11 protein-coding genes are annotated in these 13,508 nt (G+C 63.0%); 8 read left to right on the top strand and 3 right to left on the bottom strand.

The genetic code is table 11. The features are described 5' to 3' along the window. The first annotated feature begins 98 nt into the window (after positions 1-98). Entirely contained in the window at positions 99-524 is a 426-nt protein-coding gene (locus ACLEJP_RS12790) for a hypothetical protein (protein ID WP_440806875.1), read from the top strand. Between the two features lie 73 nt (positions 525-597). Then, entirely contained in the window at positions 598-2,709 is a 2,112-nt protein-coding gene (gene fusA, locus ACLEJP_RS12785; protein ID WP_440806874.1) for an elongation factor G, read from the top strand. A gap of 169 nt (positions 2,710-2,878) precedes the next feature. Here the strand turns inward: fusA and ACLEJP_RS12780 are convergent, their stop codons facing one another. Both ACLEJP_RS12780 and ACLEJP_RS12775 read right to left on the bottom strand, forming a co-directional pair. After that, on the bottom strand, positions 2,879-4,321 hold the full coding sequence (locus ACLEJP_RS12780; RefSeq protein ID WP_440806871.1) for a SulP family inorganic anion transporter: 1,443 nt from the start codon (positions 4,319-4,321) through the stop codon (positions 2,879-2,881). An 82-nt stretch (positions 4,322-4,403) separates the two neighbouring features. Then, positions 4,404-6,113 carry a S8/S53 family peptidase gene (locus ACLEJP_RS12775; RefSeq protein ID WP_440806868.1) on the bottom strand — a complete coding sequence of 570 codons (1,710 nt, stop codon included), beginning with the start codon at positions 6,111-6,113 and terminating at the stop codon, positions 4,404-4,406. Positions 6,114-6,258: 145 nt separating this feature from the next. Here ACLEJP_RS12775 and ACLEJP_RS12770 point away from each other — a divergent pair, with 145 nt between their 5' ends. After that, the gene (locus ACLEJP_RS12770; protein ID WP_440806866.1) at positions 6,259-6,993 is read left to right on the top strand and encodes a secretin N-terminal domain-containing protein; all 735 of its coding nucleotides are present in this window, start codon (positions 6,259-6,261) and stop codon (positions 6,991-6,993) included. 490 nt (positions 6,994-7,483) lie between these two features. Beyond that, complete coding sequence (aceA, locus tag ACLEJP_RS12765) at positions 7,484-8,809, top strand: isocitrate lyase (RefSeq protein WP_170030726.1); 1,326 nt, start codon at positions 7,484-7,486, stop codon at positions 8,807-8,809. 233 nt (positions 8,810-9,042) lie between these two features. On the opposite strand, the gene ACLEJP_RS12760 is transcribed toward aceA, so the two are convergent. Further along, the gene (locus ACLEJP_RS12760; protein WP_440806863.1) at positions 9,043-9,303 is read right to left on the bottom strand and encodes a DUF3077 domain-containing protein; all 261 of its coding nucleotides are present in this window, start codon (positions 9,301-9,303) and stop codon (positions 9,043-9,045) included. Positions 9,304-9,501: 198 nt separating this feature from the next. Between ACLEJP_RS12760 and ACLEJP_RS12755 the strand changes: the two genes are divergently transcribed. The 4 genes from ACLEJP_RS12755 to nuoC all read left to right on the top strand — a co-directional run bounded on the left by ACLEJP_RS12755 (position 9,502) and on the right by nuoC (position 13,508). Continuing rightward, positions 9,502-10,164: a lysoplasmalogenase gene (locus ACLEJP_RS12755; RefSeq protein ID WP_440806861.1), complete on the top strand. Its 663-nt coding sequence runs from the start codon at positions 9,502-9,504 to the stop codon at positions 10,162-10,164. A gap of 383 nt (positions 10,165-10,547) precedes the next feature. Next, the gene (locus tag ACLEJP_RS12750; protein WP_003251427.1) at positions 10,548-10,961 is read left to right on the top strand and encodes an NADH-quinone oxidoreductase subunit A; all 414 of its coding nucleotides are present in this window, start codon (positions 10,548-10,550) and stop codon (positions 10,959-10,961) included. 9 nt (positions 10,962-10,970) lie between these two features. Next, the gene (locus ACLEJP_RS12745) at positions 10,971-11,648 is read left to right on the top strand and encodes a NuoB/complex I 20 kDa subunit family protein (protein WP_003251429.1); all 678 of its coding nucleotides are present in this window, start codon (positions 10,971-10,973) and stop codon (positions 11,646-11,648) included. Between the two features lie 78 nt (positions 11,649-11,726). Further along, positions 11,727-13,508: an NADH-quinone oxidoreductase subunit C/D gene (gene nuoC, locus ACLEJP_RS12740; protein ID WP_406819347.1), complete on the top strand. Its 1,782-nt coding sequence runs from the start codon at positions 11,727-11,729 to the stop codon at positions 13,506-13,508.

The following is a 13,508-nucleotide window of genomic DNA, read 5'->3' as shown; positions in this document are numbered from 1 at the left end:
GCGCCCCCGCGAAGAGGCCAGGCCTGCAAAAGATGATCTGAAAGGCCCGATCTGTTAGGGTGCCCGCCGATGCACGCCACCTACACGAGGATCCCCGAGTGAGCGCCGAAGAACCCTTGATCGCCGACCTGTTCGAAGTCGACAAACGCCTGTCCCTCAAGCCTGTGGTGGATTTCAACAGCTACCTGCGCAATGCCTTCGGCGAAGGCCCGTGCCGCTGCCACCGCTGCGCCGAAGGTGGCGAGCAGAGCAGCTACAGCCACACCCACACCTTCACTTTCGACGGCCGCCCGTGGCACCGCCGCTTCGCCAGCACGGCGGCCAGCGACGTTGCCCTGGTACTGAAAAAGGCCTGGTTGTCGTACACCAAGGCTGACCTGAACCTGGTCGGCAACCTGGACCTGACCACGCTCAAGACCTTTACCGAAGCCGCCCTGCACAGCCGCCTGCTGGCCCTGCTGCCGGCCAGCGGCCTGGCGCGCGAAGAAGATGGCCAATGGCTGCTGCTGGCCCAGGCTGACTGACAGCCCGGCGGCACGGCAGGATTCTGCCGGTCTGCTAACGTGGTGGAATCCGACCATTCGCAGGTAGTCCGCCATGGCCCGCACAACACCCATCGAGCTGTACCGCAACATCGGCATCGTCGCCCACGTGGATGCTGGCAAGACCACGACCACCGAGCGGATCCTGTTCTACACCGGGGTCAACCACAAGATGGGCGAGGTGCACGATGGCGCCGCGACCATGGACTGGATGGCCCAGGAACAGGAACGCGGCATCACCATCACCTCGGCGGCGACCACCGCGTTCTGGCAGGGCTCGACCAAGCAGTTCGCCCACAAGTACCGCTTCAATATCATCGACACCCCGGGCCACGTCGACTTCACCATCGAGGTGGAGCGCTCGCTACGCGTACTGGATGGCGCGGTGGTGGTATTCAGCGGCGCCGACGGGGTCGAGCCACAGTCCGAGACGGTGTGGCGCCAGGCCAACAAGTACCACGTGCCGCGCCTGGCCTATGTCAACAAGATGGACCGCCAGGGTGCCGACTTCCTGCGCGTGGTCAAGCAGATCGACCAGCGCCTGGGCCACCACCCGGTACCGATCCAGCTGGCCATCGGCAGCGAGGAAAACTTCCAGGGCCAGATCGACCTGGTGAAGATGAAGGCCATCTACTGGAACGACGCCGACCAGGGCACCAGTTATCGCGAAGAAGCCATCCCCGCCGAACTGCAGGCGCTGGCCGATGAATGGCGGGCGCATATGGTCGAAGCGGCAGCCGAGGCCGATGACGAGCTGCTCGGCAAGTTTCTCGAAGGCGAAGAACTGAGCACCGAAGAGATCAAGGCCGGCCTGCGCAAACGCACCCTGAACAACGAAATCGTGCCGACCATCCTCGGCTCGTCGTTCAAGAACAAGGGCGTGCCGCTGATGCTCGACGCGGTCATCGACTATCTGCCTGCGCCGTCGGAAATCCCCGCCATCAAGGGCACCGACCCGGACGACGAAGGCAAGCACCTGGAGCGTCACGCCGACGACAGCGAGCCATTCTCGGCCCTGGCCTTCAAGATCGCCACCGACCCGTTCGTCGGCACCCTGACCTTCGCCCGGGTCTATTCCGGCGTGCTCAGCTCCGGCAACGCGGTGCTCAATTCGGTCAAGGGCAAGAAGGAACGCATCGGCCGCATGGTGCAGATGCATGCCAACCAGCGGGCAGAAATCAAGGATGTGTGCGCTGGCGACATCGCCGCGCTGATCGGCATGAAGGACGTGACCACCGGCGATACCCTGTGCGACATGGACAAGCCGATCATCCTCGAGCGCATGGACTTCCCCGACCCGGTGATTTCCGTGGCCGTGGAACCCAAGACCAAGGCCGACCAGGAAAAAATGGGCATCGCCCTGGGCAAGCTGGCCCAGGAAGACCCGTCATTCCGCGTGCGCACCGACGAAGAGACCGGCCAGACCATCATCTCGGGCATGGGTGAGCTGCACCTGGACATCATCGTCGACCGCATGCGCCGCGAGTTCAACGTCGAGGCCAATATCGGCAAACCACAGGTGGCCTACCGCGAGAAGATCCGCAACACCTGCGAGATCGAGGGCCGCTTCGTCCGCCAGTCCGGTGGCCGTGGCCAGTACGGTCACTGCTGGATCCGCTTCGCCCCCGGCGACGAGGGCAAGGAAGGCCTGGAATTCATCAACGAGATCGTCGGTGGCGTGGTGCCGCGCGAGTACATCCCGGCGATCCAGAAGGGTATCGAAGAGCAGATGAAGAACGGCGTGCTCGCCGGCTACCCGCTGATCAACCTGAAGGCGGCGGTGTACGACGGCTCGTACCACGATGTCGACTCCAACGAAATGGCCTACAAGATCGCGGCCTCGATGGCCACCAAACAGTTGTCGCAGAAAGGCGGCGCGGTGTTGCTGGAGCCGGTGATGAAAGTCGAGGTGGTCACGCCGGAGGAGTACCAGGGTGACATCCTCGGCGACCTGAGCCGGCGCCGCGGGATGATCCAGGACGGTGACGAAACGCCAGCCGGCAAGGTGATCCGTGCCGAGGTGCCGCTGGGCGAGATGTTCGGCTACGCCACCTCGATGCGCTCGATGACCCAGGGCCGGGCGAGCTTCTCGATGGAGTTCACCCGCTATGCCGAGGCGCCGGCAAGCATTGCCGATGCCATCGTGAAGAAGAACCGCGGGGAATAAGTCCTTCTCTTGCACCGGCCTCTTCGCGGGCATGCCCGCTCCCACAAGGGTGAGGTGCGCCCCTGATGTTGGACAAAAAAGCCAACCTCAGGGGCACAGTTCAAGGGTTATGCAATCCCTGTGGGAGCGGGCGCGCCCGCGAAGAGGCCAGCGCAGGCAACAACCCTTCTCAATGCTGCTCCCCCGCCCGCTTCAACAGCTTCTTGCAGCGCTCCGACAAATGCACCACACGCACATGCTTGCCCGCCTTGGCATAACGCTCGCGCAAGGTCTGCAAAGCCGCAATTGCCGAATAGTCGACAAAGCTCAAATGCTGGCAGTCCAGCGTGACCCGGGCCGGGTCGTTGGCGGCGTCGAACTGTTCGAGGAACGCGGTGGTCGAGGCAAAGAACAGCGTGCCATGCAGCCGGTAATGCTTGCCCCCCTCGCCGTCTTCGTGGCTGTCGGCATACAGCTCCCGGGCATGCTGCCAGGCAAAGTTCAGCGCGGCGATGATGATGCCGAACAACACCGCCACCGCCAGGTCGGTGAACACCGTGACCACGGTTACCGCAATGATCGCCAGCACATCGTTCAGCGGTACCTTGTGCAACACCCGCAGCGACGCCCAGGCGAAGGTCTGCTGCGCCACCACGAACATCACCCCGACCAGCGCTGCCAGCGGAATGCGTTCGATCAGCGGGGCCAGGAACAGTACGAACAGCAGGACCATGCCCCCGGCCACCACCCCCGATAGCCGCCCACGGCCATTGGAGCTGAGGTTGATCACCGTCTGGCCGATCATCGCGCAACCGCCCATGCCGCCGCACAGGCCGGACACCATGTTGGCCGCACCAAGGGCCACGCATTCGCGGTCCGGGAAGCCGCGACTTTCGGTGATTTCATCGGTCAGGTTGAGGGTAAGCAGGGTTTCCAGCAGGCCGACCATGGCCATCAGCAGCGCATAGGGCGCGACGATCTTCAGGGTTGCCAGGTTCCACGGTACATCCGGCAGGGCCAGCTGCGGCAGGCCACCGGCAACCTGCGCCATGTCGCCCAGGGTGCGTGTGGGCAGGCCGAGCAGGTACACCAGCAAGCCGACGCCAAGGATCGCCACCAGCGCCGGCGGCACCGCGCGGGTCAGCTTTGGCAACAGATAGACCACCAGCATGGTCAGCGCTACCAGCCCAACCATCAGGTACAGTGGAGTGCCACGGAGCCATTGCCCAGCTTGCTTGAAGTGTTCGAGCTGGGCCAGGGCGATGACGATCGCCAGGCCGTTGACGAAACCGAGCATCACCGGGTACGGCACCAGGCGCACCAGCTTGCCCAGGCGCAGCAAGCCGAACAGGATCATCACCGCGCCACCCAACAGCACCGTCGCCAACAGGTACTGCACGCCGTGCTGCACCACCAGGGCGACGATCACCACCGCCATCGAGCCGGCCGCGCCGGAAATCATCCCCGGCCGACCGCCAAACAGCGCCGTCAGGGTGCAGATGACGAACGCCCCGTACAGGCCCATCAGCGGGTTGAGATGGGCCACCAGGGCGAACGCGATGCATTCGGGCACCAAGGCGAACGAAGTGGTCAGGCCGGCGAGCAGGTCGGCGCGGAGTCGGGCGGGTTTCATGAGGATCCTGTGGTGCAGTCCGGGGCGGACGGGAAAAACGAGGGGCGCGATGTTACGGAATTTGTCTGCCAGCAGCCACCGTTCAGCGCACCCGGTCCCGGCTTTGTATGGCCAGGTCCAGTGCCCGCTGCATGTCCAGGCGTGCCGAGCGCCCCAGGTCCGGGTGGTCCAGCCGCCCGCCGCGCTCCGACGGCAGTATCGGCGCGGTCAGGTCTTCGGCATCCATGGCCTCGAAATCCTGTTCGCTGCCCAGGGTCAGGGCGCTGCGCCGCAACAACATGCGCACCTGTTGCGGGGTCAGCGCCGGGTTGATCGCCAGCATGGTCGCCACGGTGGCCGTGACCAGCGGTGTGGCGTATGACGTGCCGCAGTGCGGCCGATCCGCGGCGGCCGGGCGAATGCACGCGGCAGCGCTGATATCCACGCGCATGTCGATGTTCGAGCTGTGGCGCTTGCGGACATGCCGAGGGTCTTCGACCGGCACCGCCTGGTCACTGCGCTGATGCCCGCCCACTACCAGCAGCTGCTCGGTGATGAACGAGGAAGGCAGCCGATATTCATCGGTGCCCGACCAGGACGCCCCATTGCCGGCCGAGTTCACCACCAGCACATCGGGATGCCTGGCCCGCAGCCAGAGGAAGAATTCTTCGAGCAACTCTTCATAGCCACTCATCGCCAGCCCGGAGCGCACCAGGGATTCGACCTCATCCCCCTGCACGTTCTTCGCCCCGACCCGGTGGATGCCCCAGCTCCAGTTCAACACCCGCACGCCGTCTTCGACCAGGTTCACCGAGGCAGCGATATTGGCGGTGATCCCGGCATCCGAGTTGCGCCCGACAATCACCTCGAAGCCCGGACTGTGTCGGCCCAGCCCGGGCAGGAAGCCTTGCCCCCGGGCCGCCAGGATGCCGGCCACGTGGCTGCCATGGCTACCCGGGCGATCGCCGTCGGGGCCATACAGGCAGGTCTGACCCTTGTCGCAAGCACCCCGGTAAACGCTGAATGGCGGTGCGTCGAAGTCCACCTCGCGCTCGATCACGCCCACCCGTATTGGCTGCACCGGCATCCCGGAAGCAGGGATGCGTCGCTGGTAGAAGTACAACGCATCCATGAAACGGTTGGCGGCCCATTCGTCTGCCTGGTCGATGGCCGGCTGGCCGCTGCCTTCGCCCTCCTCGCCACGTTCGGGTGCGGACTCCTCGACGATCACGGCATCCACGCTGACCTCGGTGCCGATGCGCAGGACCAGCGCGTCGCGTTGCACCAGGTCACGCACCGGCAGGCGCAACTGGTAAACATTGAGCGGCGGGATGGCACCGACCACCTGGGCACCGTACTTGTCGGCAATACGCCGGGCTTCGGCGGCGCCATCGTGTTTTTCTTCGATCAACAGGCTGACCAGGTCGAGGTAGGTGGTCAGGCCATCCATGTTCTTCGCCACTTCGCCAGGCCCTGCGGCAACAACATGGCTGCGCTGACGGGTCAGCCAGACGGCGTTGCTGGTGCGCTCACCGTCCTGCAGCCACAGCGGCGCGCTGCGTTGCTCATCCTTGGCCAGGGTCAGCCTCAGCGTGTCGCCATGCCGCTCGATGCCAGCCTGCTCAAGTTGCGCCCCGCCGAGCCGGACAATCGGTACACCGGCCCCCAGGCCCTCGGCTCGCACGCACCATTGCTGTTCAGCTTCACCCAACAGGTCGCCGCAACGCTGCAGTTGCTTGATGCGCAGCGTGTCCGCTTGCGCCGACACGGCACAACTGAAGATCATCATCAGCATGACGACATGGCGCTTCATGCGATCAGCCCCCCGCCTTTCCTGACATTGCGACTGCCCGACCAGCGCCAAGGTTCAGCTGCATGAACGCCAACTTGTGACCTGGACCCGGCACAAGCGCTACAAATTTGCCATCATGTTGATTCCACCCGCGGAGACCATCCCCATGCCGCTACGCCCGCTTTTCGCCTCGCTGCTGCTGGCCACCAGCCTTACCGTCCACGCCGCCACCGAGGTCGTGCCACTGCAACACCGCAGCAGCGCCGAACTGCTGCCGGCAGCGCAGGCGTTCATCGGCAAGGACGGCAGCGTCACTGCCTTCGAGAACAAGCTGATCGTCAACGCCAGCGCCGAGCGCATCGACGACCTGCGCGCCCTGCTGCAACAACTGGACACTGCCCCCAGGCGCCTGCTGATCAGCGTCGACAACAATGACAGCAACTTCCAGGACAACCGCGGCAACGTGCACGTCATTCACTACGGCACCAGCAACCGCGACGGCGGCATGCAACAGGTTCAGGCCAGCGAAGGCCAGCCGGCACTGATCCAGGTTGGCCAGAGCATCCCGGTTACCAGCACCAGCACCGACAGCTACGGACGCCTGCAGAGCAACACCGAATACCGCAACGTGACCCAGGGTTTCTACGTCACCCCGAGCCTGAGCGGCGATACGGTTCGTCTGCAAATAAGCACCAATAATGACCGCATCAGCCAGGAACGTGCCGATGTAGTGAAAGTGCAAAGCACCGACACGACGGTCACCGGCAGGCTGGGTGAATGGATCACCCTGGCCGGGTTCAACCAGCAGAGCCAGGCCGAGCGCAGTGCATCCAGCCACAGTTACAGCACCCAGCGCGGTGAAAACATGACTTTGCGGGTCAAAGTCGACCTTGTCGACTGATCCCAGGCAACTCAAGGCCTCGACCAAAGGCCTTGAAACTGACTGCCGAGTCGCATTAGACCAAAGATGTAGTAAGCACAAAAAACCACTACAAAACATTTGACAGGGTCTTTTTGCCAAGGGCATGATGGCCTCGCTCCCGCTAATCAGGGGCCCTGGCAAGGGCCTTCGAGGCGCGCTCCTCCCACCCCTGGAGGCGCCTCGTGTCTATACGGCCCACAAGGCGGTTCGACGGGATTGCGACTGCAACGAAGAAGTTGTCCCGAGGGACGGAAGCGCATCACCGCAGTACTGGCAATCGCGTAGCACCGCAGCAAGGCAACCACGAGCCGACCTGCCGGAGTTCCTTGCGCCTGGCCTGCATCCCCTTTCCCTTCGAGCCTTCGCGTTCGCCGCCGCACTTCCACGAACAGGACAGCCGCCAGCGTCCCTGATCGGCCCCGAGCATCAGCACAATTACCCCAAGATCGATGCGACGAGGTTTATTTCCATGGCACTGACACGCGAACAGCAAATTGCAGCCCTCGAGAAAGACTGGGCCGAGAACCCGCGCTGGAAAGGCGTGACCCGTACCTACACCGCCGCTGATGTCGTTCGCCTGCGTGGCTCCCTGCAGCCGGAGCACACCCTGGCCCGCCTGGGTGCAGAAAAACTGTGGAAGCTGGTCACCGAAGGTGCCCACCCGTCCTTCCGCCCAGAAAAAGATTTCGTCAACTGCATGGGCGCCCTGACCGGCGGCCAGGCAGTGCAGCAGGTCAAGGCTGGCATCCAGGCCATCTACCTGTCGGGCTGGCAGGTTGCCGCCGACAACAACTCGGCCGAGTCGATGTACCCTGACCAGTCGCTGTACCCGGTCGACTCGGTGCCGACCGTGGTCAAGCGCATCAACAACGCCTTCCGTCGCGCCGACCAGATTCAGTGGAAAGCCGGCAAGAACCCGGGCGACGACGGCTACATCGACTACTTCGCGCCGATCGTGGCGGACGCCGAAGCCGGTTTCGGCGGCGTGCTGAACGCCTACGAGCTGATGAAAAACATGATCGAAGCGGGCGCCGCCGGCGTGCACTTCGAAGACCAGCTGGCCTCGGTGAAGAAGTGCGGCCACATGGGTGGCAAGGTGCTGGTACCGACCCAGGAAGCCGTGCAGAAGCTGGTGGCCGCGCGTCTGGCCGCTGACGTATCGGGCGTACCGACGATCATTCTGGCCCGTACCGACGCCAACGCCGCCGACCTGCTGACCAGCGACTGCGACCCGTACGACCAGCCATTCGTGGTGGGCGAGCGCACCCGTGAAGGCTTCTACAAGGTACGCGCCGGCCTGGACCAGGCCATCGCCCGCGGCCTGGCCTACGCCCCGTACGCCGACCTGATCTGGTGTGAAACCGCCAAGCCGGACCTGGACGAAGCCCGCCGCTTCGCCGAAGCGATCAAGAAGGAATACCCGGACCAGATCCTGTCGTACAACTGCTCGCCTTCCTTCAACTGGAAGAAGAACCTGGACGACGCGACCATCGCCAAGTTCCAGCGCGAGCTGTCGGCGATGGGCTACAAGCACCAGTTCATCACCCTGGCCGGCATTCACAACATGTGGCATGGCATGTTCAACCTGGCGCACGATTACGCCCGCAACGACATGACCGCCTACGTGAAGCTGCAGGAGCAGGAATTCGCCGATGCCAGCAAAGGCTACACCTTCGTGGCGCACCAGCAGGAAGTGGGTACTGGTTACTTCGATGACATGACCACCGTTATCCAGGGTGGGGCATCGTCGGTGACTGCACTGACCGGTTCGACCGAGGAAGAGCAGTTCCACTGATAGTGGGTTGCGGTTGAAGGAAGGCCCGGGGCTTGTGAAAGCCCCGGGCCTTTGTTTTTGCGTGTACTGGCGGGCAACAGGCTAGCCAAACATGTGGGGCGGCCTTGTGTCGCGAATGGACCGCAGAGCGGCCCCGGCAATCTTGCGACGATATACCGATCCCGGGGGCGCTTCGCACCCCAATCGCGACGCAAGGCCGCTCCCACAGGAGAAATCACCCTGCCGGTAGCACCTCAGTGCTTCATGCCCAGCTCTGCATCCATCAGCGCCTTGGCCATCGCGCTCAAATAGTGGGCGGCCCAGATCATCATCGGCTTCTCATCCATCAGGCCGGTGATGGTCAGTTCGCGTATATAGCCCATCAGTTCTGAAGATTGCTCGCGGGCGTTGCGACAGGGAATGCCTGGCTCGTTGCGAAACAGTGGACGGGTGCCGTTTTCGCCTTGGTAGAAGGTGTTTTTGTCGACGGTGAATTGGTTGTCTTCTGTGGTCATTGTTGTGTCCGCAGGAATTTCCCGAATGCCTGGGCGGGCCTCTTCGCGGGCGCGCCCGCTCCCACAAGTACTGCGCAATTACTGAAGACTGCGGTGATCCTGTGGGAGCGGGCATGCCCGCGAAAGGGCCGGTACAGGCCAAAGCAAAACCCGGGATCAGGTCTATGCTTGTGGCAGCCCAGCCGCAAGGGACCACCCATGCCTCGTCCAAGCCACCTGACCATTCTCGCCTTGGCCGCTGCGGCCCTCTACATATATGCACTGGCCAGCGACAACACCCTGCTCGCCTGGCTGACCAAACCCATCCCGGTACTGACCCTGATCGCTTGGCTGCGCAGCGCCCATGCCACACCTTATCGCCGCTGGATCACCCTCGGCCTGGCCTTCTCGGTACTCGGCGACATCCTGCTGGCCACCCCCGCCGACCTGTTCGTGTTCGGCCTGGTCGCATTCCTTTGTGCCCACCTGGCCTACCTGCGGGCCTATTGCGGCCAAACCTTGCGCCCCGCCCTGCCCGCATTCCTGTTCAGCGCCCTCACCGGCATCACCCTGTTCGGCGTGCTCGCCAGCCACGGCCTCGGCGCATTGCTAATCCCGGTCGCAGTGTACGCCCTGGCCATCAGCGCCATGCTCTGGCGCGCCCTGGCCCTTGGTGGCCTGGCCGCGCTGGGGGCTGGCCTGTTCGTGTTCTCCGACAGCCTGATCGGCATCGACCGCTTCGTCAGCCCGTTCGCTGCCGCACCGTACCTGATCATCCTCACCTACTGGCTCGGCCAGTGGGCAATCGCCTCGTCAGCCAGTCATCGGCCAATCGGCAAAGTATTGACCCAGAGCGGTGCGAGCGGTGTCGGAAGTTGCTAGAACAGGCGTTTTTCGCGTTTGCAAGTAGGGGCAACCGCCAGATGAACTTTTCAAGGTGCAGAACAGCCGAATTATCAGGGATCAGTTCAAATGATATCAATTATCATTTCGAAGTTTGTCCTTCGTTACCAGCGCCAAGAAACATAATTAACAAAACCGCATGCAATGCCCTAACCTCAAGGCTTTCAGCCGGTTACGCGCGGGTTTTGTACTTAATCCTACGAATAAATTTGCGACAGAAATTTTACTTGCACCGGGTTTACCCATAAAATCAGCCCGATTGATTCAGCTGCGACATTTGGTCACTGCACGTGCGACACCAGGTCGCCGCTCTACACTTATTTCAGACTGCAGAGCTGGGTCTCTGTATAAGGATTTCTAGCATGTCCGATTCGGCAGGACTCATCGCCCACAACTGGGGCTTTGCCATCTTCCTCCTGGGTGTCGTCGGCCTGTGCGCCTTCATGCTCGGCCTGTCCAGCCTGCTCGGCAGCAAGGCCTGGGGCCGCGCCAAGAACGAACCCTTCGAATCCGGCATGCTGCCCGTCGGCAGCGCCCGCCTGCGCCTGTCCGCCAAATTCTATCTGGTCGCGATGCTGTTCGTGATCTTCGATATCGAAGCCCTCTTTCTCTTTGCATGGTCTGTGTCCGTCCGCGAAAGCGGCTGGACCGGATTCGTCGAAGCACTCGTTTTCATAGCAATTCTGTTGGCAGGTCTTGTCTACCTTTGGCGCGTCGGGGCACTTGATTGGGCTCCCGAAGGTCGCCGCAAGCGGCAAGCGAAGCTGAAACAATGAGGCTTTGGCATGCAATACAATCTCACCAGAATCGATCCGGATGCGCCCAACGAGCAGTACCCGGTCGGTGAACGGGAAACCGTCACCGATCAACTGCTGGAGGACCAGGTCCACAAGAACATCTTCATGGGCAAGCTCGAAGATGTGCTGCGTGGCGCGGTCAACTGGGGTCGCAAGAACTCCCTCTGGCCGTACAACTTCGGCCTGTCCTGCTGCTACGTGGAAATGACCACGGCCTTCACGGCACCCCACGACATCGCCCGCTTCGGCGCCGAAGTCATCCGGGCCTCGCCGCGCCAGGCCGACTTCATGGTCATCGCCGGTACCTGTTTCGTCAAAATGGCGCCGATCATCCAGCGCCTGTACGAGCAGATGCTCGAACCGAAATGGGTCATTTCCATGGGTTCGTGTGCCAACTCCGGTGGCATGTACGACATCTACTCGGTCGTTCAGGGGGTCGACAAGTTCCTCCCCGTGGACGTCTATGTGCCCGGCTGCCCGCCGCGCCCTGAGGCTTTCCTGCAAGGCTTGATGCTGCTGCAGGAGTCGATCGGCCAAGAACGACGCCCGCTTTCCTGGGTTGTTGGTGATCAAGGCATCTACCGTGCCGAGATGCCAGCCCAGAAGGACCTGCGTCGTGAGCAGCGCATCGCCGTAACCAACCTGCGCAGCCCCGACGAAGTCTGATCCAGCGACCTGCCGCCCGCTCCCCTGGAGCCGGCGGCCTGGCTTCATTCTTAACGTTGACCCAAAGCGACCGAGACCATGACAGCGGACAACGCTATTTTCATTCCGCCCTACAAGGCAGACGACCAGGATGTGGTCGTCGAACTGCACAACCGTTTTGGCGCCGAAGCATTCGTCGCCCAGGAAACCCGCACCGGCATGCCCGTGCTGTGGGTCAAGCGCGAGCAGCTCAAGGAAGTGCTCAGCTTCCTGCGCGGCGTGGCCAAGCCGTACAGCATGCTGTACGACCTGCACGGCGTCGACGAACGCCTGCGCACCCAGCGCCGCGGCCTGCCAGCCGCCGACTTCAGCGTGTTCTACCACCTGCTGTCGATCGAGCGTAACAGCGATGTGATGATCAAGGTGGCGCTCAGCGAAGGCGACCTGAACCTGCCGACCGTGACCGGTATCTGGCCGAACGCCAACTGGTACGAGCGCGAAGTCTGGGACATGTTCGGCATCGACTTTGCCGGCCACCCGCACCTCAGCCGCATCATGATGCCGCCCACCTGGGAAGGCCACCCGCTGCGCAAGGACTACCCGGCCCGCGCCACCGAGTTCGATCCCTACAGCCTGACCCTGGCCAAGCAGCAGCTTGAAGAGGAATCGGCACGCTTCAACCCGGAAGCCTGGGGCATGAAGCGCCAGGGCGCCAACGAGGACTACATGTTCCTCAACCTCGGCCCCAACCACCCTTCGGCGCACGGTGCCTTCCGTATCGTCCTGCAGCTGGACGGTGAAGAAATCGTCGACTGCGTACCGGACATCGGCTACCACCACCGTGGCGCTGAGAAAATGGCCGAGCGCCAGTCGTGGCACAGCTTCATCCCCTACACCGACCGTATCGACTACCTCGGCGGGGTGATGAACAACCTGCCGTACGTGCTCGCGGTCGAGAAGCTGGCCGGCATCAAGGTGCCACAGAAGGTCGACACCATCCGCGTGATGCTGGCCGAGTTCTTCCGTATCACCAGCCACCTGCTGTTCCTGGGTACCTACATCCAGGACGTCGGCGCCATGACCCCGGTGTTCTTCACCTTCACCGACCGCCAGCGCGCCTACACCGTGATCGAAGCGATCACCGGTTTCCGCCTGCACCCGGCCTGGTACCGCATCGGTGGCGTCGCCCACGACCTGCCGCGCGGCTGGGACAAGCTGGTCAAGGACTTCGTCGAATGGCTGCCGAAACGCCTCGACGAGTACGAAAAGGCTGCCCTGCAGAACAGCATCCTCAAGGGCCGTACCATCGGCGTTGCCGCGTACAACACCAAGGAAGCCCTGGCCTGGGGTACTACCGGTGCCGGCCTGCGTGCCACCGGCTGCAACTTCGACCTGCGCAAGGCCCGCCCCTACTCCGGCTACGAGAACTTCGAGTTCGAAGTACCGCTGGCCCACAACGGCGATGCCTACGATCGCTGCATGGTCCGTGTCGAGGAGATGCGCCAGAGTATCCGCATCATCGACCAGTGCCTGCGCAACATGCCGGAAGGCCCGTACAAGGCGGACCACCCGCTGACCACGCCGCCGCCGAAAGAGCGCACCCTGCAGCACATCGAGACCCTGATCACGCACTTCCTGCAAGTCTCGTGGGGCCCGGTCATGCCGGCCAACGAGTCGTTCCAGATGATCGAGGCGACCAAGGGCATCAACAGTTACTACCTGACGAGCGATGGCGGCACCATGAGCTACCGCACCCGGATCCGTACCCCGAGCTACCCGCACCTGCAGCAGATCCCTTCGGTGATCAAAGGCAGCATGGTCGCCGACCTCATCGCGTACCTGGGCAGTATCGACTTCGTTATGGCTGACGTGGACCGCTAA

Source organism: Pseudomonas sp. SMV7 (assembly GCF_052041995.1).
In the GTDB taxonomy this organism is placed as follows: Bacteria; Pseudomonadota; Gammaproteobacteria; order Pseudomonadales; family Pseudomonadaceae; genus Aquipseudomonas.
This window is presented reverse-complemented; position numbering and strand designations above follow the sequence as displayed.